General features: G+C 68.6%; 28 protein-coding genes. All 28 read left to right on the forward strand.

Going from position 1 to position 20,371, the window contains the following annotated elements; genetic code table 11:
* Nucleotides 1-50: 50 nt before the first annotated feature.
* The 28 genes from GA0070623_RS22005 (at nucleotide 51) to rplO (ending at nucleotide 20,308) form a co-directional block, all read left to right on the forward strand.
* Nucleotides 51-3,941, forward strand: a complete 3,891-nt coding sequence (locus tag GA0070623_RS22005; protein ID WP_067301395.1) for a DNA-directed RNA polymerase subunit beta' — start codon at nucleotides 51-53, stop codon at nucleotides 3,939-3,941.
* A 131-nt stretch (nucleotides 3,942-4,072) separates the two neighbouring features.
* Nucleotides 4,073-4,441 (forward strand): hypothetical protein, encoded by a 369-nt coding sequence (locus GA0070623_RS22010; RefSeq protein ID WP_067301519.1) that lies wholly within the window; start codon nucleotides 4,073-4,075, stop codon nucleotides 4,439-4,441.
* A 548-nt stretch (nucleotides 4,442-4,989) separates the two neighbouring features.
* Entirely contained in the window at nucleotides 4,990-5,370 is a 381-nt protein-coding gene (locus tag GA0070623_RS22015) for a hypothetical protein (RefSeq protein WP_067301398.1), read from the forward strand.
* 469 nt (nucleotides 5,371-5,839) lie between these two features.
* The gene (gene rpsL, locus GA0070623_RS22020; RefSeq protein ID WP_007465318.1) at nucleotides 5,840-6,214 is read left to right on the forward strand and encodes a 30S ribosomal protein S12; all 375 of its coding nucleotides are present in this window, start codon (nucleotides 5,840-5,842) and stop codon (nucleotides 6,212-6,214) included.
* 1 nt (nucleotide 6,215) lies between these two features.
* Entirely contained in the window at nucleotides 6,216-6,686 is a 471-nt protein-coding gene (gene rpsG / locus GA0070623_RS22025) for a 30S ribosomal protein S7 (protein WP_067301402.1), read from the forward strand.
* Nucleotides 6,687-6,761: 75 nt separating this feature from the next.
* Complete coding sequence (fusA, locus tag GA0070623_RS22030) at nucleotides 6,762-8,858, forward strand: elongation factor G (protein WP_067301405.1); 2,097 nt, start codon at nucleotides 6,762-6,764, stop codon at nucleotides 8,856-8,858.
* A gap of 220 nt (nucleotides 8,859-9,078) precedes the next feature.
* Nucleotides 9,079-10,272 carry an elongation factor Tu gene (gene tuf / locus GA0070623_RS22035; RefSeq protein WP_067301408.1) on the forward strand — a complete coding sequence of 398 codons (1,194 nt, stop codon included), beginning with the start codon at nucleotides 9,079-9,081 and terminating at the stop codon, nucleotides 10,270-10,272.
* A 354-nt stretch (nucleotides 10,273-10,626) separates the two neighbouring features.
* Nucleotides 10,627-10,935, forward strand: a complete 309-nt coding sequence (rpsJ, locus tag GA0070623_RS22040; protein ID WP_007073037.1) for a 30S ribosomal protein S10 — start codon at nucleotides 10,627-10,629, stop codon at nucleotides 10,933-10,935.
* An 11-nt stretch (nucleotides 10,936-10,946) separates the two neighbouring features.
* Nucleotides 10,947-11,612, forward strand: a complete 666-nt coding sequence (gene rplC, locus GA0070623_RS22045) for a 50S ribosomal protein L3 (protein ID WP_067301411.1) — start codon at nucleotides 10,947-10,949, stop codon at nucleotides 11,610-11,612.
* Nucleotides 11,609-12,286, forward strand: coding sequence for a 50S ribosomal protein L4 (gene rplD / locus GA0070623_RS22050; protein ID WP_067301414.1), 678 nt, complete (start codon nucleotides 11,609-11,611; stop codon nucleotides 12,284-12,286). The genes rplC and rplD overlap by 4 nt, the downstream gene beginning before the upstream one ends.
* Entirely contained in the window at nucleotides 12,283-12,585 is a 303-nt protein-coding gene (gene rplW, locus GA0070623_RS22055) for a 50S ribosomal protein L23 (protein WP_067301418.1), read from the forward strand. Before rplD ends, rplW begins: the two co-directional genes overlap by 4 nt.
* A gap of 12 nt (nucleotides 12,586-12,597) precedes the next feature.
* Nucleotides 12,598-13,437: a 50S ribosomal protein L2 gene (gene rplB / locus GA0070623_RS22060; protein WP_053653944.1), complete on the forward strand. Its 840-nt coding sequence runs from the start codon at nucleotides 12,598-12,600 to the stop codon at nucleotides 13,435-13,437.
* Between the two features lie 12 nt (nucleotides 13,438-13,449).
* On the forward strand, nucleotides 13,450-13,731 hold the full coding sequence (gene rpsS, locus GA0070623_RS22065; RefSeq protein WP_007073032.1) for a 30S ribosomal protein S19: 282 nt from the start codon (nucleotides 13,450-13,452) through the stop codon (nucleotides 13,729-13,731).
* 39 nt (nucleotides 13,732-13,770) lie between these two features.
* Complete coding sequence (gene rplV, locus GA0070623_RS22070; RefSeq protein ID WP_067301421.1) at nucleotides 13,771-14,229, forward strand: 50S ribosomal protein L22; 459 nt, start codon at nucleotides 13,771-13,773, stop codon at nucleotides 14,227-14,229.
* Nucleotides 14,229-15,101 carry a 30S ribosomal protein S3 gene (gene rpsC, locus GA0070623_RS22075; RefSeq protein ID WP_067301424.1) on the forward strand — a complete coding sequence of 291 codons (873 nt, stop codon included), beginning with the start codon at nucleotides 14,229-14,231 and terminating at the stop codon, nucleotides 15,099-15,101. Before rplV ends, rpsC begins: the two co-directional genes overlap by 1 nt.
* A 3-nt stretch (nucleotides 15,102-15,104) precedes the next feature.
* Entirely contained in the window at nucleotides 15,105-15,530 is a 426-nt protein-coding gene (rplP, locus tag GA0070623_RS22080) for a 50S ribosomal protein L16 (RefSeq protein ID WP_067301427.1), read from the forward strand.
* A complete protein-coding gene (rpmC, locus tag GA0070623_RS22085) occupies nucleotides 15,530-15,766 on the forward strand; it encodes a 50S ribosomal protein L29 (RefSeq protein ID WP_067301431.1) in 237 nt (78 codons plus the stop codon). The genes rplP and rpmC overlap by 1 nt, the downstream gene beginning before the upstream one ends.
* Nucleotides 15,763-16,044, forward strand: coding sequence for a 30S ribosomal protein S17 (rpsQ, locus tag GA0070623_RS22090; protein ID WP_067301434.1), 282 nt, complete (start codon nucleotides 15,763-15,765; stop codon nucleotides 16,042-16,044). Before rpmC ends, rpsQ begins: the two co-directional genes overlap by 4 nt.
* Before the next feature lie 100 nt (nucleotides 16,045-16,144).
* The gene (gene rplN, locus GA0070623_RS22095; RefSeq protein WP_007073026.1) at nucleotides 16,145-16,513 is read left to right on the forward strand and encodes a 50S ribosomal protein L14; all 369 of its coding nucleotides are present in this window, start codon (nucleotides 16,145-16,147) and stop codon (nucleotides 16,511-16,513) included.
* Complete coding sequence (gene rplX, locus GA0070623_RS22100) at nucleotides 16,510-16,830, forward strand: 50S ribosomal protein L24 (RefSeq protein ID WP_172898445.1); 321 nt, start codon at nucleotides 16,510-16,512, stop codon at nucleotides 16,828-16,830. Before rplN ends, rplX begins: the two co-directional genes overlap by 4 nt.
* A complete protein-coding gene (gene rplE / locus GA0070623_RS22105; RefSeq protein WP_067301437.1) occupies nucleotides 16,830-17,399 on the forward strand; it encodes a 50S ribosomal protein L5 in 570 nt (189 codons plus the stop codon). Before rplX ends, rplE begins: the two co-directional genes overlap by 1 nt.
* Before the next feature lies 1 nt (nucleotide 17,400).
* On the forward strand, nucleotides 17,401-17,586 hold the full coding sequence (locus GA0070623_RS22110; RefSeq protein WP_007465272.1) for a type Z 30S ribosomal protein S14: 186 nt from the start codon (nucleotides 17,401-17,403) through the stop codon (nucleotides 17,584-17,586).
* Nucleotides 17,587-17,682: 96 nt separating this feature from the next.
* Nucleotides 17,683-18,090, forward strand: a complete 408-nt coding sequence (gene rpsH / locus GA0070623_RS22115; RefSeq protein ID WP_067301438.1) for a 30S ribosomal protein S8 — start codon at nucleotides 17,683-17,685, stop codon at nucleotides 18,088-18,090.
* A 16-nt stretch (nucleotides 18,091-18,106) separates the two neighbouring features.
* Complete coding sequence (gene rplF / locus GA0070623_RS22120; RefSeq protein WP_067301442.1) at nucleotides 18,107-18,649, forward strand: 50S ribosomal protein L6; 543 nt, start codon at nucleotides 18,107-18,109, stop codon at nucleotides 18,647-18,649.
* A complete protein-coding gene (gene rplR / locus GA0070623_RS22125) occupies nucleotides 18,646-19,035 on the forward strand; it encodes a 50S ribosomal protein L18 (RefSeq protein WP_067301445.1) in 390 nt (129 codons plus the stop codon). The genes rplF and rplR overlap by 4 nt, the downstream gene beginning before the upstream one ends.
* Nucleotides 19,036-19,068: 33 nt before the next feature.
* Nucleotides 19,069-19,683 carry a 30S ribosomal protein S5 gene (gene rpsE, locus GA0070623_RS22130; protein ID WP_089004147.1) on the forward strand — a complete coding sequence of 205 codons (615 nt, stop codon included), beginning with the start codon at nucleotides 19,069-19,071 and terminating at the stop codon, nucleotides 19,681-19,683.
* Nucleotides 19,683-19,865 carry a 50S ribosomal protein L30 gene (gene rpmD, locus GA0070623_RS22135; RefSeq protein WP_067301451.1) on the forward strand — a complete coding sequence of 61 codons (183 nt, stop codon included), beginning with the start codon at nucleotides 19,683-19,685 and terminating at the stop codon, nucleotides 19,863-19,865. The genes rpsE and rpmD overlap by 1 nt, the downstream gene beginning before the upstream one ends.
* Entirely contained in the window at nucleotides 19,865-20,308 is a 444-nt protein-coding gene (rplO, locus tag GA0070623_RS22140; RefSeq protein WP_067301456.1) for a 50S ribosomal protein L15, read from the forward strand. Before rpmD ends, rplO begins: the two co-directional genes overlap by 1 nt.
* Nucleotides 20,309-20,371: the final 63 nt, after the last annotated feature.

The raw sequence follows: 20,371 nt of genomic DNA on the forward strand, positions 1-20,371 counted from the left end.
CCGAACCCCACTGGTTAGCTAGCAGTACAGACGACGACATAGGGGACATAGTGCTCGACGTCAACTTCTTCGACGAGCTGCGTATCGGCCTCGCGACCGCGGACGACATCCGCCAGTGGTCGCACGGTGAGGTCAAGAAGCCCGAGACCATCAACTACCGCACCCTCAAGCCGGAGAAGGACGGGCTCTTCTGCGAGAAGATCTTCGGCCCGCAGCGGGACTGGGAGTGCTACTGCGGTAAGTACAAGCGGGTCCGGTTCAAGGGCATCATCTGTGAGCGCTGCGGCGTCGAGGTGACCCGGTCCAAGGTCCGGCGTGAGCGGATGGGGCACATCGAGCTGGCCGCTCCGGTGACCCACATCTGGTACTTCAAGGGCGTGCCGAGCCGGCTGGGCTACCTGCTGGACCTCGCCCCGAAGGACCTCGAAAAGATCATCTACTTCGCCTCGTACGTCGTGACGAGCGTGGACGCCGAGGCGCGTCACCGTGACCTCTCGACCATCGAGAACGAGATCCTCGCCGAGAAGCGGCAGTCCGAGAACAGCCGCGACTCGGAGATCGAGAAGCGGGCCGCCAAGCTCGAGGCCGACCTGGCCGAGCTGGAGGCCGAGGGCGCCAAGGCGGACGTCCGGCGCAAGGTCAAGGAGGGCGGAGAGCGCGAGATGCGCCAGATCCGCGACCGGGCCCAGCGCGAGATCGACCGCCTCGACGAGGTCCTCGACACCTTCCGCAAGCTCGACTCCAAGCAGCTGGTCACCGACGAGCTGCTCTACCGTGAGCTGCGCGACCGGTTCGGCGAGTACTTCACCGGCGGCATGGGCGCCGAGGCGATCAAGGCGCTGGTCCAGAACATGGACCTCGACGCCGAGGCCGAGAACCTCCGCGAGACCATCCGGTCCGGCAAGGGCCAGCGCAAGATCCGGGCGCTCAAGCGGCTGAAGGTCGTCGCGGCGTTCCTGAACACCCGCAACTCGCCGCTCGGCATGGTGCTGGACTGCGTCCCGGTCATCCCGCCGGACCTGCGTCCGATGGTGCAGCTCGACGGTGGCCGGTTCGCCACCTCCGACCTGAACGACCTGTACCGCCGCGTGATCAACCGGAACAACCGCCTCAAGCGGCTGATCGACCTCGGTGCTCCCGAGATCATCGTCAACAACGAGAAGCGGATGCTCCAGGAGGCAGTCGACGCGCTGTTCGACAACGGCCGTCGTGGTCGTCCGGTCACCGGCCCGGGCAACCGGCCGCTGAAGTCGCTGTCCGACATGCTCAAGGGCAAGCAGGGCCGGTTCCGGCAGAACCTGCTGGGCAAGCGCGTCGACTACTCCGGCCGTTCGGTCATCGTGGTCGGCCCGAAGCTCAAGCTGCACCAGTGCGGCCTGCCCAAGCAGATGGCGCTGGAGCTGTTCAAGCCGTTCGTGATGAAGCGGCTGGTCGACCTCAACCACGCGCAGAACATCAAGTCCGCCAAGCGGATGGTCGAGCGGCAGCGGCCGGTCGTGTGGGACGTGCTGGAAGAGGTCATCGGCGAGCACCCGGTGCTGCTCAACCGGGCACCGACCCTGCACCGCCTGGGCATCCAGGCCTTCGAGCCGCAGCTGGTCGAGGGCAAGGCGATCCAGATCCACCCGCTGGTCTGCACCGCGTTCAACGCCGACTTCGACGGTGACCAGATGGCGGTGCACGTGCCGCTGTCCGCCGAGGCCCAGGCCGAGGCGCGGATCCTGATGCTGTCGTCGAACAACATCCTCAAGCCGGCCGACGGCAAGCCGGTCACCATGCCCACCCAGGACATGGTCATCGGTCTCTACCACCTCACCCACCTCATCCGGGGTGGCCAGGGCGAGGGCCGGGCGTTCAGCTCGGACGCCGAGGCGCGGATGGCCTTCGACGCTGGGGAGCTGCACCTGCAGACCCCGGTGAAGATCCGGCTGCGCGACGTGGTGGGGGTCGACAACGGCGCCGGTGCCGAGCCGTGGGTCGCGCCCGAGGGCTGGACCGAGGGCGACTCGGTGACCGTGGAGACCACGCTGGGCCGGGTCCTGTTCAACGAGACGCTGCCGCAGGGCTACCGCTTCGTGAACTACGAGATCCGCAAGGGCCAGCTCTCCGCGATCGTCAACGACCTCGCCGAGCGCTTCCCGAAGGTGGCCCTGGCGGCCACCCTGGACGGCCTCAAGGAGGCCGGCTTCCACTGGGCCACCTGGTCCGGCGTCACCATCGGCATGGAGGACGTCATCCCGCCGCCGCGCAAGCGGGAGATCCTGGAGCGGTACGAGAAGGAAGCCGACCGGATCGACAAGCAGTACCAGCGTGGTCTGATGACCGCCGAGGAGCGCCGTGGCGAGCTCATCGAGATCTGGACCAAGGCGACCAACGAGGTCGCCAAGGAGATGGACACCGCGCTGCCGCAGGAGAACCCGCTGTGGAAGATGATCAACTCGGGTGCCCGCGGTAACCTGCTCCAGCTCCGGCAGATCGCGGCGATCCGTGGTCTGGTGGCCAACCCGAAGGGCGAGATCATCCCGCGGCCGATCAAGGCCTCGTACCGGGAGGGTCTGTCCGTGCTGGAGTACTTCATCTCCACGCACGGCGCCCGTAAGGGGCTGGCCGACACCGCGCTGCGGACCGCCGACTCGGGTTACCTGACCCGTCGTCTGGTGGACGTCTCGCAGGACGTCATCATCCGCGAGGAGGACTGCGGCACCGACCGGGCGATCCCGATGCAGATCGGCGAGCGCCTGGAGGGTGGCCGGCTGGTCGTCCACGAGCACGCCGAGACCAGCGTGCACGCCCGGACCCTGGCCGACGACATCAAGGGGCCGGACGGCACCGTGGTGGCCCACCGGGGCCAGGACGTCAACTCCATCGGGGTCGACCAGATCGTCGCCGCCGGGGTGGAGACGATCCGGGTGCGCAGCGTGCTCACCTGCGAGTCGAAGCTGGGCGTCTGCGGTGCGTGCTACGGCCGCTCGCTGCCGACCGGCAAGACCGTGGACGTCGGCGAGGCGGTCGGCATCATCGCCGCCCAGTCGATCGGTGAGCCGGGTACCCAGCTGACGATGCGTACCTTCCACACCGGTGGTGTCGCGGGTGAGGACATCACCCAGGGTCTGCCGCGTGTCCAGGAGATCTTCGAGGCCCGGATCCCGAAGGGCAAGGCGCCCATCGCCGACACCCCGGGCCGGATCCGGATCGAGGACGGCGAGCGGTCCCGGAAGATCATCGTGGTGCCGGACGACGGCAGCGACGAGATCGTCTACGACAAGATCTCCAAGCGGGTCGGGCTGCGGACCCACGACGGGGACCACGTCGAGGTCGGCGAGAAGCTCACCGAGGGCACCATCGACCCGCACGAGCTGCTGCGCATCCTCGGCCCGCGCGCGGTCCAGGTCCACCTGACCCAGGAGGTCCAGGAGGTCTACCGCTCGCAGGGTGTGCTCATCCACGACAAGCACATCGAGATCATCATCCGCCAGATGCTCAAGCGGGTGACGGTCATCGACTCCGGCTCGACCGAGTTCCTGCCGGGCGTGCTGGTCGACCGGGCGCTGTTCGAGTCGGAGAACCGCCGGCTGGTCGGCGAGGGTGGCGAGCCCGCCGCCGGTCGTCCGGTGCTGATGGGCATCACCAAGGCCTCGCTGGCCACCGACTCCTGGCTCTCGGCGGCCTCCTTCCAGGAGACCACCCGGGTGCTGACCGACGCGGCGATCAACTCGCGCAGCGACTCGCTGGTCGGCCTCAAGGAGAACGTGATCATCGGTAAGCTCATCCCGGCCGGTACCGGCATCAGCAAGTACCGCAACGTCCGGGTCGAGCCGACCGAGGAGGCGAAGGCCAAGGTCTACTCGATGACCGGGTACCCCGAGACCGACTACGGCTTCGGGCCGGCCAGCGGGCAGGCTGTTCCGCTGGACGACTTCGACTTCGGGTCGTACCGCTAACAGGCAGCACCGACGACGGCCCCCGGCAGCACGCCGGGGGCCGTCGTCGTGTCCGAGGTTTGAGATGGCTGTCGGGCGGTGGTCCGGCGGGGAGTGCCCGGCGGCGGAGGCGGCCGGGCATGATGGTGGGTATGACGACCGCTCCGGGGCAGGCGCCGGTGACGCACCAGCCGCCACGTCATCCGCTCGATCCCGACCCGGTACGCGCGACCAAGGCGCGGGCCGTCTTCGCGCTCGGCCTGATCGGCGCGTTGACCGGGCTGTTCGTCGGTGGGGTGGTGCCCGCCACGGTCGCCCTGCAGTTGGCGCGGCAGGCCCGCCGCGAGGCGTACGCCTCCGGTGGTTTCCTCACCGGTGCGGCCTGGTTGCGGCGGGGGGAGCGGTTGGCCTGGATCGGGCTGGTGCTGGTCGCGGTCGCCCTGGTGACGTTGGTGGTGATCGGCGTGGTCCGGTTGGCCGGCTCCCCGTACGGGCAGGACTTCGCCCCGAACATGGACTGACCCGTCGGGGTGATGATCCGGCGGGGAGCACCCGCGGTGCGTGGCGACGGTAGCCTGGCCGGTGTCCGTCGGGTGACGGTGGACCCAGCTCGTGACAGGAGGACACCGTGACGGAACCGGCGTCGCCGGGCGGTGACCCGGACAGGCCGCCCGCCGGCTCCCCGGAGCCCGGCCCGGCCGGTTGGGCCCGTCCCGACCAGGGCTCCGGTGCTGCGGCCCGCCCCGATCCGTGGGCCGTCGACCCGTGGCGGTCGCCGTCGAGCCCCGGGCCGGGTCACCCCGCCGGCGTCCCGTCGGCTGCCGGCAGCGGTGGGTACGGCCGGCCGCCGGCCCCCGGTGTGGCCGCCGCCCCGCCCGGGGCCGCCGCTCCGCCCGGGGCCGCCGCTCCGCCCGGGGGCGGTCCGTATTCCGGGATGGGGGCCGGGGGAGGCCACCCGGCGGGGCCGCCTGGGTCGTACCCGGGGCAGGCGTCGGGGGCGCAGGGCTGGTCGGCCCCCTCCGGGTCGGTGCCCCCGCCACCACCGGACGCCCCCCGCGCCCCGAAGCGGGTGGACCCGGTTCCCGGTACGCCCTTCGGCGTGGTGTACCTGGACGTGCCGGCGGTCACCTCCGGCCCGGCGGTGGGCTCGTTGATCGCCGGGGTGGTGTCGATCCTGGTCTCCTTCCTGGTGATCTGCTTCGGCATCGGGGGCGCGCGACTCGGCGGGGCCTGGGCGGCCGGCGCGTTCACCGTGCCCGGGATGCTGGCCGGCGGGGCGGCGATCGTCGCCGGGCTGCTGGCCCGCCGGCAGGTCCGTCGGGCCGCGCCGCCACCGGCGGTACGGTTCACCGGCCGGGGCCTGGCGACGGCCGGGATTAGTTGCGGCGGGGTGGGGCTGCTGCTGAGCCTGTCCGGGCTGGGACTGGCGCTGCTGGTGCAGTTGGCGTGAGCCCGTCGCCCGGGGGTGACGGGCCGCGGCGCGCGGCAGCCGGTACACTGGAACACCTGAGAGGCCTGGCACGGGCGAGCAGGCACACGGTGCGACCGACGGGGAGCGACGAGACCCGGCGGACCGATCCGTTTTGACCTGTGCGGCTGTGGTAGGTACTCTTTTCCCCTGCGCCCTGGCATGCCTGGGCGGCTCGTGCGTGCGCGGGATTCGGATTGATCCGGAGATCGAGCGGCCGTACGACACAGTCGAAGACCCGGTGCGTGGTGTTCACGCGCCGGTGACAGAAGAAGCCGGTGCGCGCGTGAGCGACGGCACCGGGACCGTGGATCGGGCGACACACCCGACCGCGGGTGCCGGGATCTCCGCGAGGCGGTGCCGGTCGGAATGTAGGAGAGTCGACCATCAGGTCGGCTAACGAGCAGACGGCGCGGTCGCGTGACGCGGCCGAAGGGAGCGGAGAAACCCGGTGCCCACCATTCAGCAGCTGGTCCGAAAGGGCCGCCAGGCCAAGACGACCAAGACCAAGACCCCGGCGTTGAAGGGTTCCCCTCAGCGGCGCGGCGTGTGCACCCGTGTGTACACCACCACCCCCAAGAAGCCGAACTCGGCGCTCCGCAAGGTCGCTCGTGTCAAGCTCAGCAGCCAGATCGAGGTGACCGCCTACATCCCGGGCGTGGGTCACAACCTGCAGGAGCACTCGATCGTGCTCGTTCGCGGCGGCCGGGTGAAGGACCTCCCCGGCGTGCGTTACAAGATCGTCCGCGGTTCGCTGGACACCCAGGGTGTCCGCAACCGCAAGCAGGCGCGCAGCCGTTACGGCGCGAAGAAGGAGAAGAGCTGACATGCCGCGTAAGGGACCTGCTCCGCGGAAGCCGCTCGTCGCTGACCCGGTGTACAACTCGCCGCTGGTCACCCAGCTGGTCAACAAGATCCTGATGCGCGGTAAGCGTCAGCTCGCCGAGCGCATCGTGTACGCGGCCCTGGAGGGCTGCCGCGAGAAGAGCGGCACCGACCCGGTCGTCACCCTCAAGCGGGCGATGGACAACGTCAAGCCCACCCTGGAGGTGCGCAGCCGCCGGGTCGGTGGCGCCACCTACCAGGTGCCGGTCGAGGTCCGTCCGTCCCGGGCGACCACCCTCGGTCTGCGCTGGCTGGTGACGTACTCCAAGGCCCGTCGTGAGAAGACCATGATCGAGCGGCTGATGAACGAGCTGCTGGACGCGAGCAACGGTCTGGGCGCCGCCGTCAAGCGGCGCGAGGACACCCACAAGATGGCGGAGTCCAACAAGGCCTTCGCGCACTACCGCTGGTAACAGCCTGGTTCCGGCGCCGGACCGGCGCCGGGACCGCCATCGGTCGAGTCGAGACGACGATAAGTAGGGATTGAAGTGGCCGCCGCAGACGCGCTCGCCAACGTACGCAACATCGGCATCATGGCGCACATCGATGCCGGTAAGACCACGACCACCGAGCGGATCCTGTTCTACACCGGTATCACCTACAAGATCGGTGAGGTCCACGAGGGCGCTGCCGTCATGGACTGGATGGAGCAGGAGCAGGAGCGTGGCATCACGATCACCTCCGCTGCCACCAAGTGTGAGTGGAAGGGCCACACGATCCAGATCATCGACACGCCCGGTCACGTCGACTTCACGGTCGAGGTCGAGCGGTCGCTGCGGGTGCTGGACGGTGCGGTCGCGGTCTACGACGGCGTCGCCGGCGTCGAGCCGCAGACGGAGAACGTCTGGCGGCAGGCCGACAAGTACCACGTCCCGCGGATGTGCTTCGTCAACAAGCTCGACCGTACGGGCGCGGACTTCTTCCGCTGCGTGCAGATGATGATCGACCGGCTCAACGCCACCCCGCTGGTGCTCCAGATCCCGATCGGGCTCGAGGGCGACCACATCGGCGTCGTCGACCTGATCGGCATGCGTGCCCTCACCTGGCGCGGGGAGACCCAGAAGGGTGAGGACTACGCGATCGAGGAGGTGCCGGCCGAGCTGGCCGACGCCGCCGCCGAGTGGCGCGACAAGCTGCTGGAGACCCTGGCCGACGTCGACGACGCGGTGATGGAGAAGTACCTGGAGGGCGAGGAGATCTCCGTCGAGGAGATCAAGGCCGCCATCCGGCGGGCCACCATCGCCAGCAAGGCCAACCCGGTGCTCTGCGGCTCGGCGTTCAAGAACAAGGGCGTGCAGCCCATGCTCGACGCCGTGGTCGACTTCCTGCCGTCGCCGCTGGACGTCCCCGCGATCGAGGGCACCGCGACCGACGGCGAGACGCCGTTGCAGCGGAAGCCGTCGAAGGCGGAGCCGTTCTCCGGCCTGGCTTTCAAGATCCAGACCGACAAGCACCTCGGCAAGCTCACCTACGTCCGGGTCTACTCCGGCGTGGTCGAGACCGGCACCCAGGTGGTCAACTCCACCAAGGACCGCAAGGAGCGGGTCGGCAAGATCTACCAGATGCACGCCAACAAGCGGGAAGAGCGCGGCTCGGCCCAGGCTGGCGACATCATCGCGGTGCAGGGTCTCAAGCAGACCACCACCGGCGACACCCTGTGTGACCCGGCGAACCCGGTGATCCTGGAGTCGATGACCTTCCCCGAGCCGGTCATCGAGGTCGCGATCGAGCCGAAGACCAAGGCCGACCAGGAGAAGCTCAGCACCGCCATCCAGCGGCTGGCCGAGGAGGACCCGACCTTCCGCGTCAAGCTGGACGAGGAGACCGGCCAGACGGTCATCTCCGGCATGGGCGAGCTGCACCTGGACATCCTGGTCGACCGGATGCGCCGCGAGTTCAACGTCGAGGCGAACATCGGCAAGCCGCAGGTGGCGTACCGTGAGACGATCCGCCGCAAGGTGGACAAGGTCGAGTACACCCACAAGAAGCAGACCGGTGGTTCGGGCCAGTACGCCCGGGTCATCGTGAGCGTCGAGCCGCTGCCGCTGGACAACGACTCGCCGACCTACGAGTTCGCCAACGCGGTCAGCGGTGGTCGTATCCCGCGGGAGTTCATCCCGTCGGTCGACGCCGGCGCGCAGGACGCCATGCAGTACGGCATCCTGGCGGGCTTCCCGCTGGTCGGGGTCAAGCTGACCCTGCTCGACGGTCAGTACCACGACGTCGACTCGTCGGAAATGGCATTCAAGATCGCCGGTTCGATGGTGATGAAGGACGCGGCCCGCAAGGCCGACCCGGCATTGCTCGAGCCGATGATGGCCGTTGAGGTCACCACTCCTGAGGAGAACATGGGTGACGTCATCGGCGACCTCAACTCCCGCCGCGGGATCATCCAGGCGATGGAGGAGCGCAGCGGCGCCCGCATCGTGAAGGCTCTGGTGCCGTTGTCGGAGATGTTCGGCTACGTCGGCGACCTGCGGTCGAAGACCCAGGGCCGGGCTAGCTACAGCATGCAGTTCGACTCCTACGCCGAGGTGCCGCAGAGCGTGGCGAAGGAGATCATCGCCAAGGCGACGGGTGAGTGACGCTCACCTGCCGCTGATCCGGTGAGCCGGGGCCGGTCGCGGGTGGGAGTCCCGCCCGCGACCACCTCGGTCGGGTTGTGTGAATCCGGGCCTGTAGGCTTCATCGCCGCAGAACCCACCAAGCTCTCCGGCCGTCGGTCGGAAAGGCTGTCGACAGAGTCCTAAGCGCCGTCCGGCGCGCCGGGGCGAGAAGAACCAAGAAGTCCACAGGAGGACACCAGTGGCGAAGGCTAAGTTCGAGCGGACTAAGCCGCACGTCAACATCGGCACCATTGGTCACATCGACCACGGTAAGACGACGCTGACGGCGGCCATCACGAAGGTCCTGCACGACCAGTACCCGGACCTCAACCCGTACACGCCGTTCGACGAGATCGACAAGGCGCCGGAGGAGAAGGCCCGCGGCATCACGATCTCGATCGCGCACGTCGAGTACCAGACCGAGGCGCGGCACTACGCGCACGTCGACTGCCCCGGGCACGCCGACTACATCAAGAACATGATCACCGGTGCCGCCCAGATGGACGGCGCGATCCTGGTGGTCGCGGCGACCGACGGCCCGATGCCGCAGACCCGCGAGCACGTGCTGCTGGCCCGTCAGGTCGGTGTGCCGTACATCGTCGTGGCGCTCAACAAGAGCGACATGGTCGACGACGAGGAGCTCCTGGAGCTCGTCGAGCTCGAGGTGCGCGAGCTGCTGTCGGCGCAGGAGTACCCGGGTGACGACCTGCCGGTCGTCCGGGTCTCGGCGCTGCGGGCGCTCGAGGGTGACCCGGAGTGGACCGGTCGTCTGCTGGAGCTGATGAACGCGGTCGACACCGCGATCCCGCAGCCCGAGCGCGAGACCGAGAAGCCGTTCCTGATGCCGATCGAGGACGTCTTCACGATCACCGGTCGTGGCACGGTCGTCACCGGTCGCGCGGAGCGCGGCATCCTCAAGCCGAACGAGGAGGTGGAGATCGTCGGTATCCGCGAGAAGTCGCAGAAGACGGTCTGCACCGGTATCGAGATGTTCCGCAAGCTGCTCGACGAGGCCCGCGCGGGCGAGAACGTCGGTCTGCTGCTGCGGGGCATCAAGCGCGAGGACGTCGAGCGCGGCATGGTGGTCGTCAAGCCGGGCACCAGCACCCCGCACACGGAGTTCGAGGCGACGGTCTACATCCTCTCCAAGGAGGAGGGCGGCCGGCACACCCCGTTCTTCCAGAACTACCGTCCGCAGTTCTACTTCCGGACCACCGACGTCACCGGTGTCGTCACCCTCCCCGAGGGCACCGAGATGGTCATGCCGGGCGACAACACCACGATGGCCGTCAAGCTCATCCAGCCCATCGCGATGGAGGACAACCTCAAGTTCGCGATCCGCGAGGGTGGTCGTACGGTCGGCGCGGGTCGCGTCACCAAGATCATCAAGTGAACTAGGTAACCCCGATTAGCGTTGCCGCCGGTCGTGCGGCATACTGGTCAGGTTGCGTAACGACGGTTAGTCGCCCGTGTCCGGCGTAAGTTGGACCTCCGGGAAGACCAACAGTCGCGCGTAGGGTGGTTGATCGCCCCTGGCGGTCAACCACCCTCGCACGGCGTCCAGATCGCTGTGATGCGATCGGCGCCTTGACCCACCGCGTGGTCAGAGAGCCGCTCCGGAGTCCCGGGGCGGAGCCTGGTCCACGGGCGCGACACGCCCGACCGCGGGGGTCGGCGAAGTGGGCCTGTGCCAGCCGGTACAGGTGCCCGCAACACAGCGGCATCGAGAGAAGGAACAGAAGCCACCATGGCGGGACAGAAGATCCGCATCCGGCTCAAGGCCTATGACCACGAGGTCGTCGACTCCTCGGCGCGGAAGATCGTCGAGACGGTGACGCGCACCGGGGCGCAGGTCGCGGGCCCGGTGCCGCTGCCCACGGAGATCAACCGTTTCTGCGTCATCCGCTCGCCGCACAAGTACAAGGACTCGCGCGAGCACTTCGAGATGCGTACGCACAAGCGGCTGATCGACATCATCGACCCGACTCCGAAGACGGTCGACTCGCTCATGCGCCTCGACCTGCCGGCTGGCGTCGACATCGAGATCAAGCTGTAGGGACCGGACAAATGGACAGGCAAGTCAAGGGGATCCTGGGCGCCAAGCTCGGTATGACCCAGGTCTGGGACAACAACAAGGTTGTGCCGGTGACCGTGGTTCAGGCCGGCCCGTGCGTCGTCAGCCAGGTGCGTAGCGCCGAGAAGGACGGTTACTCCGCGGTCCAGCTCGCCTACGGCACGATCGACCCGCGCAAGGTCAAGAAGCCCGTCAGCGGGCACTACGCCAAGGCGGACGTGGCGCCGCGCCGGCACATGGTCGAGCTGCGCACCGCGAACGCGGCGGACTACTCGCTGGGCCAGGAGGTCACGGTCGAGGAGTTCCCGGCCGGCGTGACCATCGACGTCACCGGCAAGACCAAGGGCAAGGGCTACGCCGGCCCGATGAAGCGGCACGGCTTCCACGGCCTGCGCGCCAGTCACGGTGTCGAGCGCAAGCACCGCTCGCCGGGCGCCATCGGTGCCTGTGCGACCCCGGGTCGCGTCTTCAAGGGCACCCGGATGGCGGGTCGGATGGGTGGCGTGCGCTACACCGTCCAGAACCTGACCGTCCAGGCGGTCGACACCGAGAACAACCTCCTGCTCGTCCGTGGTGCCATCCCCGGCCCCAAGGGTGCGCTGGTCCTGGTCCGCACCGCGGCCAAGACGAAGGTGAAGAAGGGCGGTGTGGCCAAGTGACCACCGTTGACGTCCACAATGTCGAAGGTGCCAAGAGCGGCTCCGTCGAGCTGCCGGCCGACGTCTTCGACGTGCAGGCCAACATCGCGCTGATGCACCAGGTCGTGGTGGCGCAGCTCGCGGCGGCCCGCCAGGGCACCCACAAGGTCAAGACCCGCGGCGAGGTCGCCGGTGGCGGCAAGAAGCCGTACAAGCAGAAGGGCACCGGCCGGGCCCGGCAGGGCTCGATCCGCGCGCCGCAGTTCGCCGGTGGCGGTGTGGTGCACGGCCCCGTGCCGCGTGACTACAGCCAGCGGACCCCGAAGAAGATGAAGGCCGCCGCCCTGCGTGGCGCCCTCTCCGACCGGGCGCGTGCCGGCCAGCTGCACGTCGTCGAGGCGTTCGTCTCGGGCGAGAAGCCGTCGACCAAGGCGGCCCTGGCCACGCTGGCCAAGCTGACCGAGGCCCGCCGGGTGCTGGTCGTGCTGAGCAGCACCGACGAGCTGAACTGGGTGTCGCTGCGCAACGAGCCGCGGGTGCACCTGATCGAGTCCGGCCAGCTCAACACGTACGACGTGCTGGTGGCCGACGACGTGGTCTTCACCAAGGACGCCCTGGACGAGTTCCTGGGTGTGCCCGCGGAGGCCGGCCCCGCGGCCGAGTCCGCCGAGACCACCGAGGAGGGTGGCAAGTGAGCACGATCGCCGACCCGCGGGACGTCATCGTCGCGCCGGTCGTCTCGGAGAAGAGCTACAGCGAGCTGAACCGGAACTGGTACACCTTCCTGGTGCACCCGGACGCGAACAAGACCGAGATCAAGATCGCTATCCAGCAGATCTTCAACGTCCGCGTCCTGACGGTCAACACGCTCAACCGCCAGGGCAAGCGCAAGCGCACCAAGACCGGCTTCGGTCAGCGCAAGGCGACCAAGCGGGCGATCGTGAAGCTGGCTGACGGTGACCGTATCGAGGCCTTCGGCGGCCCGGTCAGCTGAGGGGTGTAGACAATGGCTATCCGTAAGTACAAGCCGACGACGCCGGGCCGACGCGGCTCCAGCGTCGCCGACTTCGCCGAGATCACCCGGTCCACGCCGGAGAAGTCCCTGCTGGCCCCGCTGCCGAAGAAGGGTGGGCGCAACGCCCACGGCCGGATCACCACCCGGCACCACGGCGGCGGCCACAAGCGGCAGTACCGCCTGATCGACTTCAAGCGGGTCGACAAGGACGGCGTGCCGGCGAAGGTCGCGCACATCGAGTACGACCCCAACCGGACCGCGCGCATCGCGCTGCTGCACTACGCCGACGGCGAGAAGCGCTACATCCTCGCGCCGAAGGACATGAAGCAGGGCGACCGGGTCGAGTCCGGTCCGGGCGCCGACATCAAGCCGGGCAACAACCTGCCGCTGCGCAACATCCCGGTCGGTACCACCATCCACAACGTGGAGCTGCGTCCGGGCGGCGGCGCCAAGCTGGCCCGCTCGGCCGGCGTCGGCATCCAGCTGCTCGGTCGGGAGGGCGCGTACGCGACCCTCCGGATGCCGTCCGGTGAGATCCGGCGGGTCGACGTGCGCTGCCGCGCCAGCGTCGGCGAGATCGGCAACGCCGACCAGTCGAACATCAACTGGGGCAAGGCCGGCCGGATGCGGTGGAAGGGCAAGCGCCCGACCGTCCGTGGTGTCGCGATGAACCCGGTCGACCACCCGCACGGTGGTGGTGAGGGTAAGACCTCCGGTGGTCGCCACCCGGTGAACCCGCAGGGTAAGCCCGAGGGCCGCACCCGTCGTAAGGGCCAGCCGAGCGACCGGCTGATCGTCCGCCGCCGCTACGCCACGCGTAAGCGCGGCTGAGGGAGATAGAGCATGCCTCGCAGCCTGAAGAAGGGCCCGTTCGTCGACGACCACCTGCTCAAGAAGGTGGAGACGCAGAACGACAAGGGCTCGAAGAACGTCATCAAGACCTGGTCGCGGCGCTCGACGATCATTCCCGAGATGCTCGGGCACACGATCGCCGTGCACGACGGACGCAAGCACGTCCCGGTGTTCGTGACCGAGGCCATGGTCGGGCACAAGCTCGGCGAGTTCGCGCTGACCCGCACCTTCAAGGGTCACGAGAAGGACGACCGGAAGAGCCGCCGGCGCTGAGCCGCGGGCATACGGATAGAGGAACAAGGGGTTACAGCGATGCCAGGAAAGGGCGACGCTCCGGTGCTTCCGGGCGCGCGGGCGGTTGCGCGACACGTGCGCATCTCGCCGATGAAGGCGCGCCGGGTGGTCAACCTCGTCCGCGGCCTGCCCGCGAAGGAGGCGCTCACGGTGCTGCAGTTCGCGCCGCAGGCGGCGAGTGAGCAGGTCTACAAGGTGCTCGCGAGCGCGATCGCCAACGCGGAGAACAACGAGCGGCTGGACCCCGACGCGCTGCTCGTCAGCGAGGCGTTCGTCGACGAGGGCCCGACCATGAAGCGGTTCCGGCCGCGGGCGCAGGGCCGGGCGTACCGGATCCGCAAGCGCACCTGCCACATCACCGTGGCGGTCGAGGCGGTCGCGCCGGCCGCGCCGAAGAAGTCCGCGGCGAAGAAGGCCGCCCCGGCGCAGCAGGCCGGGGCCGCGGCGACGGAGAGCAAGACGGAGGGCGCCGAGTAATGGGTCAGAAGGTTCACCCCACTGGATTCCGGCTCGGCATCTCGACCGACTGGAAGTCCCGCTGGTTCGCGGACAAGCTCTACAAGGACTACATCGGCGAGGATGTCAAGATCCGCCGGATGATGTCCAAGGGTCTTGAGCGGGCCGGCATCTCCAAGGTCGACATCGAGCGCACCCGGGACCGGGTCCGGGTCGACATCCACACCGCCCGGCCGGGCATCGTCATCGGCCGTAAGGGTGCGGAGGCCGACCGGATCCGCGGCGAGCTGGAGAAGCTCACCGGCAAGCAGGTGCAGCTGAACATCATCGAGGTGAAGAACCCCGAGTCGGACGCGCAGCTGGTCGCCCAGGGCGTCGCCGAGCAGCTCTCCAGCCGGGTCAGCTTCCGTCGGGCCATGCGCAAGTCCATGCAGTCGGCGATGAAGAACCCCGTCTGCAAGGGCATCCGGGTGCAGGTCTCGGGCCGTCTCGGCGGCGCCGAGATGAGCCGGACGGAGTTCTACCGCGAGGGTCGGGTTCCGCTGCACACGCTCCGGGCCAACATCGAGTACGGCTTCTTCGAGGCCCGTACCACCTTCGGCCGGATCGGCGTGAAGGTCTGGATCTACAAGGGCGACGCCGTGCCGGGCCGGGAGGCTCCGGCCGAGGCCGGTCCGTCCCGCCCGCGTCGCGGTGAGCGTGGCGACCGCCCCGAGCGCCCGCGTCGTGGCCGGTCGGGTTCGTCGGGTACGACCGCCGGTGGTACCGAGGCCGGCCGGGCCGCCGCGACCACCATCGCGCAGCAGGCCGAGACGCCGAGTGGCGACCCGGTCGACAGCTCCGCTGTCGCCGAGGCCGTCACCCAGCCGGCAGAAACGCAGCAGGAGGGCTGACAGATGCTGATGCCGCGCAAGCCCCCGAAGGGCTTCCGCAAGCCGCACCACCCGGACCGCCACGGCGCGTCCAAGGGCGGTAACCGGGTGGTGTTCGGCGAGTTCGGAATCCAGGCTCTCGAGCCGGCGTACGTGACCAACCGGCAGATCGAGTCGGCACGTATCGCCATGACCCGGCACATCAAGCGTGGTGGCAAGGTCTGGATCACGGTCTTCCCGGACCAGGCCCTCACCAAGAAGCCGGCCGAGACCCGGATGGGTTCCGGCAAGGGCTCGCCCGAGTGGTGGGTCGCGAACGTCAAGCCGGGGCGGATCCTCTTCGAGATGTCCTTCCCCAACGAGCAGGTCGCGCGAGAGGCTATGCGTCGCGCGGTCCACAAGCTCCCGATGAAGTGCCGCATTGTTACGCGCGAAGTGGGTGAATCCTGATGGCAGCGGGCGTCAAGCCTTCCGAGCTGCGTGAGCTCTCCGAGGAGGAGCTGGTCGCGAAGCTGCGCGAGGCCAAGGCGGAGCTGTTCAACCTCCGCGTGCAGGCCGCGACCGGTCAGCTGGACAACAACCGGCGGTTGCAGGTCATCCGTCGGGAGATCGCCCGGATCTACACGATCATGCGTGAGCGCGAGCTGGGTCTCTCGGCCGCGCCGACTGAGGTGACTGCATCATGAGCGAGACCGAGAACACCACCGCCACCGTGCGGGCCCGCCGTAAGGTCCGTGAGGGCCTGGTGGTCAGCGACAAGATGGACAAGACCGTCGTGGTCGAGGTCGAGGACCGGGTCAAGCACGCGCTGTACGGCAAGATCATGCGCCGTACCCGCAAGCTGAAGGTGCACGACGAGCAGAACGCCGCCGGCATCGGCGACCGGGTTTCGATCATGGAGACCCGGCCGCTGTCCGCCACCAAGCGTTGGCGGATCGTGGAGATCCTCGAGAAGGCCAAGTAGCGAAGGCTCGAGCTCGGCCGGTTTCGGTCGGGCGCAGGTTCCGCCAGGCTCCGGCCGCCCGCGAGGGCGGCCGGAGAACCGGCAGACATAGGAGATAGACGTGATTCAGCAGGAGTCGCGACTGCGCGTCGCCGACAACACGGGTGCCCGGGAGATCCTGTGCATCCGGGTTCTCGGTGGCTCCGGTCGGCGCTACGCGAGCATCGGCGACGTCATCGTGGCCACCGTCAAGGACGCGATCCCGGGTGCCGGTGTGAAGAAGGGCGACGTCGTCAAGGCCGTCGTCGTCCGCACCGCCAAGGAGAAGCGGCGGCCGGACGGCTCGTACATCCGTTTCGACGAGAACGCCGCCGTCATCATCAAGGACGGCGGGGACCCGCGCGGTACCCGTATCTTCGGCCCGGTGGGGCGGGAACTGCGGGACAAGCGGTTCATGAAGATCATTTCCCTCGCGCCGGAGGTGTTGTGACCGTGAAGGTCAAGAAGGGCGACACGGTCATCGTCATCGCCGGCAAGGACAAGGGTGCCAAGGGCAAGGTCATCGCGGCCTACCCGCGGCAGGACAAGGTCCTCGTCGAAGGCGTGAACCGGGTCAAGAAGCACACCCGTATCAGCACCACCCAGCGCGGCGCCAAGACCGGTGGCATCGTCACCCAGGAGGCCCCGATCCACGTCTCGAACGTGCAGGTCCTGGACTCCGACGGGAACCCGACCCGGGTCGGTTACCGGTTCGACGACAACGGCCAGAAGGTCCGCATCGCGCGTAGCACCGGTAAGGACCTGTGATGACCACGGCTACCGAAACCAAGACCCTGCCGCGTCTCAAGGAGCGGTACCGCAACGAGATCGTGGCCAAGCTGCAGGAGCAGCACAGCTACGGCAACCCCATGCAGGTGCCGCGGCTGGTCAAGATCGTCGTCAACATGGGTGTCGGCGAGGCCGCTCGCGACGCCAAGCTGATCGACGGCGCCGTCCGCGACCTGGCCACGATCACCGGCCAGAAGCCGCAGGTGCGGCGGGCCACCAAGTCGATCGCGCAGTTCAAGCTGCGTGAGGGCATGCCGATCGGCGCGAAGGTCACCCTGCGCGGCGACCGGATGTGGGAGTTCCTGGACCGGCTGCTGTCGATCGCGCTGCCGCGTATCCGCGACTTCCGCGGCCTGGACGGGCGCAAGCTCGACGGGCACGGCAACTACACGTTCGGCCTGACCGAGCAGTCGGTGTTCCACGAGATCGACCAGGACCGGATCGATCGCCAGCGGGGCATGGACATCACGGTGGTCACGACCGCCACGACCGACGACGAGGGCCGGGCGCTGCTCAAGCTCCTGGGCTTCCCGTTCAAGGAGAACTGAGATGGCCAAGAAGGCGCTGATCATCAAGGCGGCCGCGAAGCCGAAGTTCTCGGTTCGCGCGTACACCCGCTGCCAGCGGTGCGGGCGTCCGAAGGCGGTCTACCGCAAGTTCGGTCTCTGCCGGGTGTGCATCCGGGAGATGGCCCACCGCGGTGAGCTGCCCGGCGTGTCCAAGGCTTCCTGGTAATAGCCCGGCGCGCCTCGCGCGTCAGCTGAACTGTCTCTTCGCCGTAGGCCCCGGGCCGTGCCCGGGGAACCCCGGCGAGAAAGGTTGACGAATTTCATGACGATGACCGACCCGATCGCAGACATGCTCACGCGTCTGCGTAACGCCAACCAGGCGTACCACGACCGGGTGACGATGCCCTACTCGAAGATCAAGGCGAACATCGCCGAGGTCCTCAAGGCCGAGGGTTACATCGCCACCTGGTTGGTCGAGGAGCCCGAAGAGGGTGCCGTCGGCAAGCGACTGGTCGTCGAGCTGAAGTACGGCCAGAACCGGGAGCGGAGCCTGGCCGGCATCAAGCGCGTGTCCAAGCCCGGTCTCCGGGTGTACGCCAAGTCGGACGGGCTCCCGCGGGTGCTCGGCGGGCTGGGCGTGGCGATCATTTCGACGTCCCAGGGGCTGCTCACCGACCGGCAGGCCCGCAAGCGGAGCGTTGGCGGGGAAGTCCTCGCCTTCGTCTGGTAACGGGAGACAGGTAGAAATGTCGCGTATTGGACGTAAGTCGATCCCGGTGCCTTCCGGCGTCGACATCACGATCGAGGGCCAGACCGTCAAGGTCAAGGGTCCGAAGGGCGAGCTGTCGCACACGCTCGCCGAGCCGATCAGGGCGGAGCGGGGCGAGGACGGCCAGCTGCACGTCAACCGGCCGAACGACGAGCGCAAGGCCAAGGAGCTGCACGGCCTGAGCCGTACCCTGGTCGCCAACATGATCGTCGGGGTGACCGAGGGCTACCGCAAGAGCCTGGAGATCGCCGGCACCGGTTACCGGGTCACGGCCAAGGGCAAGGACCTCGAGTTCGCGCTCGGGTTCTCGCACCCGGTCCTGGTCCCCGCCCCGGACGGCATCACCTTCACGGTGGAGCGGCCGACCCTGTTCCACGTGGCCGGCATCGACAAGCAGCAGGTCGGTGAGGTCGCCGCCAACATCCGGAAGATCCGCCCGCCGGAGCCCTACAAGGGCAAGGGCGTCAAGTACCAGGGCGAGGTCATCCGCCGCAAGGCCGGAAAGGCAGGTAAGAAGTGAGCGCCACGCTGCTCAAGCGCCGCCGCGGCGTCGCCGCCAAGCGCGCCGTCGGCCGTGCGCGTCGACACTTCCGGGTCCGCAAGAACGTCAGCGGCACCGCCGAGCGCCCCCGTCTCGTGGTCACCCGCTCGCTGCGGCACATCGTCGCCCAGGTCGTCGACGACACCAAGGGTCACACCCTGGCGTCGGCCTCGACCCTGGACGCGTCGCTGCGCGGTGCGGAGGGCGACAAGAGCGCCCTGGCCGGCAAGGTCGGCAGCCTGCTCGCCGAGCGGGCCAAGGCCGCGGGTGTGTCCAAGGTCGTCTTCGACCGCGGTGGCAGCCGGTACGCGGGGCGGGTCGCCGCGCTGGCCGACGCCGCCCGCGAAGCCGGGCTCGAGTTCTAGAAACCCCGTCACGAGAGATAAGGAAGGCTGCTGATGCCAGGTCAACAGCGCCGTGGCGGCGGGTCCGGTGGCAACGAGGGTGGTCGCCGCGACAACCGCCGTGAGGGCGGCCGCGGAAACGCGCCCGTCGAGAAGACCCCGCACATCGAGCGGGTCGTCGCGATCAACCGCGTCGCCAAGGTCGTGAAGGGCGGTCGTCGCTTCAGCTTCACCGCCCTGGTGATCGTGGGCGACGGCGACGGCACGGTCGGCGTGGGCTACGGAAAGGCCAAGGAGGTGCCCGCGGCGATCGCCAAGGGTGTCGAGGAGGCCAAGAAGCACTTCTTCAAGGTGCCGCGGATCGGTCAGTCGATCCCGCACCCGATCCAGGGTGAGGCCGCCGCCGGCGTCGTGCTGCTCAAGCCGGCCTCCGCCGGTACGGGCGTCATCGCCGGTGGACCGGTGCGTGCCGTACTGGAGTGCGCGGGCATCCACGACGTGCTCTCCAAGAGCCTCGGCTCGTCCAACCCCATCAACATCGTGCACGCCACGGTGGCGGCGCTGAAGGGGCTCGAGTCCCCGGAGGCCGTCGCGGCCCGTCGTGGCCTGCCGGTCGAGGACGTCGCGCCGGCCGCCATGCTGGCGTCGCGGGCGGGGGTGGCGTCCTGATGGCACGTCTGAAGGTCACCCAGCTCCGGTCCGCGATCGGGCGGAAGCAGAACCAGCGGCACTCGCTGCGTTCGCTCGGCCTGAAGCGGATCAACGACGTGGTGGTCAAGGAGGACCGTCCCGAGATTCGGGGCATGATCTTCGCGGTCAGCCACCTCGTGAAGGTCGAGGAGGTCGAGTAATGACGATCAAGGTTCACCACCTGCGCCCCGCTCCGGGTGCCAAGACCGCGAAGACCCGGGTGGGTCGCGGTGAGGGCTCCAAGGGCAAGACCGCCGGTCGCGGCACCAAGGGCTCGAAGGCCCGTAAGAACATCTCGGCGGCGTTCGAGGGTGGGCAGATGCCCATCCACATGCGGCTGCCGAAGATGAAGGGCTTCAAGAACAAGTTCAAGGTCGTCTTCCAGGTGGTCAACCTGGACCGGCTCGCCGAACTGTTCCCCAACGGCGGCCAGGTCGGCCCGCTGGAGCTGGTCGAGGCCGGCGCGGTCCGCAAGGGCCACCCGGTCAAGGTGCTCGGGACCGGCGACCTCGGCGGCGTGACCCTCCAGGTGTCGGCGCAGGCGTTCAGCGCGTCGGCCAAGGAGAAGATCACCGCTGCCGGTGGCTCGGTCACCGAGCTGTAGGTCAGGCGATCCATGGCGCCCGCTCAGTTCTCTGTGACTGGGCGGGCGCCCTGGTCTACCCGG

The sequence above is a fragment of the Micromonospora rifamycinica genome (assembly GCF_900090265.1).
GTDB lineage: Bacteria > Actinomycetota > Actinomycetes > Mycobacteriales > Micromonosporaceae > Micromonospora > Micromonospora rifamycinica.

Coding starts and splice junctions, on each gene's coding strand:
- GA0070623_RS22010 (WP_067301519.1), top strand. CDS start 4,073: ATGACGACCGCTCCGGGGCAGGCGCCGGTGACGCACCAGCCGCCACGT.
- rpsJ (WP_007073037.1), top strand. CDS start 10,627: ATGGCGGGACAGAAGATCCGCATCCGGCTCAAGGCCTATGACCACGAG.
- rplB (WP_053653944.1), top strand. CDS start 12,598: ATGGCTATCCGTAAGTACAAGCCGACGACGCCGGGCCGACGCGGCTCC.
- rplC (WP_067301411.1), top strand. CDS start 10,947: ATGGACAGGCAAGTCAAGGGGATCCTGGGCGCCAAGCTCGGTATGACC.
- rplV (WP_067301421.1), top strand. CDS start 13,771: ATGCCAGGAAAGGGCGACGCTCCGGTGCTTCCGGGCGCGCGGGCGGTT.
- rplE (WP_067301437.1), top strand. CDS start 16,830: ATGACCACGGCTACCGAAACCAAGACCCTGCCGCGTCTCAAGGAGCGG.
- rplF (WP_067301442.1), top strand. CDS start 18,107: ATGTCGCGTATTGGACGTAAGTCGATCCCGGTGCCTTCCGGCGTCGAC.
- rpsG (WP_067301402.1), top strand. CDS start 6,216: ATGCCGCGTAAGGGACCTGCTCCGCGGAAGCCGCTCGTCGCTGACCCG.
- rpsQ (WP_067301434.1), top strand. CDS start 15,763: ATGAGCGAGACCGAGAACACCACCGCCACCGTGCGGGCCCGCCGTAAG.
- rpsC (WP_067301424.1), top strand. CDS start 14,229: ATGGGTCAGAAGGTTCACCCCACTGGATTCCGGCTCGGCATCTCGACC.
- rpmC (WP_067301431.1), top strand. CDS start 15,530: ATGGCAGCGGGCGTCAAGCCTTCCGAGCTGCGTGAGCTCTCCGAGGAG.
- rpsH (WP_067301438.1), top strand. CDS start 17,683: ATGACGATGACCGACCCGATCGCAGACATGCTCACGCGTCTGCGTAAC.
- rpmD (WP_067301451.1), top strand. CDS start 19,683: ATGGCACGTCTGAAGGTCACCCAGCTCCGGTCCGCGATCGGGCGGAAG.
- rplP (WP_067301427.1), top strand. CDS start 15,105: ATGCTGATGCCGCGCAAGCCCCCGAAGGGCTTCCGCAAGCCGCACCAC.
- rpsS (WP_007073032.1), top strand. CDS start 13,450: ATGCCTCGCAGCCTGAAGAAGGGCCCGTTCGTCGACGACCACCTGCTC.
- rpsE (WP_089004147.1), top strand. CDS start 19,069: ATGCCAGGTCAACAGCGCCGTGGCGGCGGGTCCGGTGGCAACGAGGGT.
- rplO (WP_067301456.1), top strand. CDS start 19,865: ATGACGATCAAGGTTCACCACCTGCGCCCCGCTCCGGGTGCCAAGACC.
- GA0070623_RS22110 (WP_007465272.1), top strand. CDS start 17,401: ATGGCCAAGAAGGCGCTGATCATCAAGGCGGCCGCGAAGCCGAAGTTC.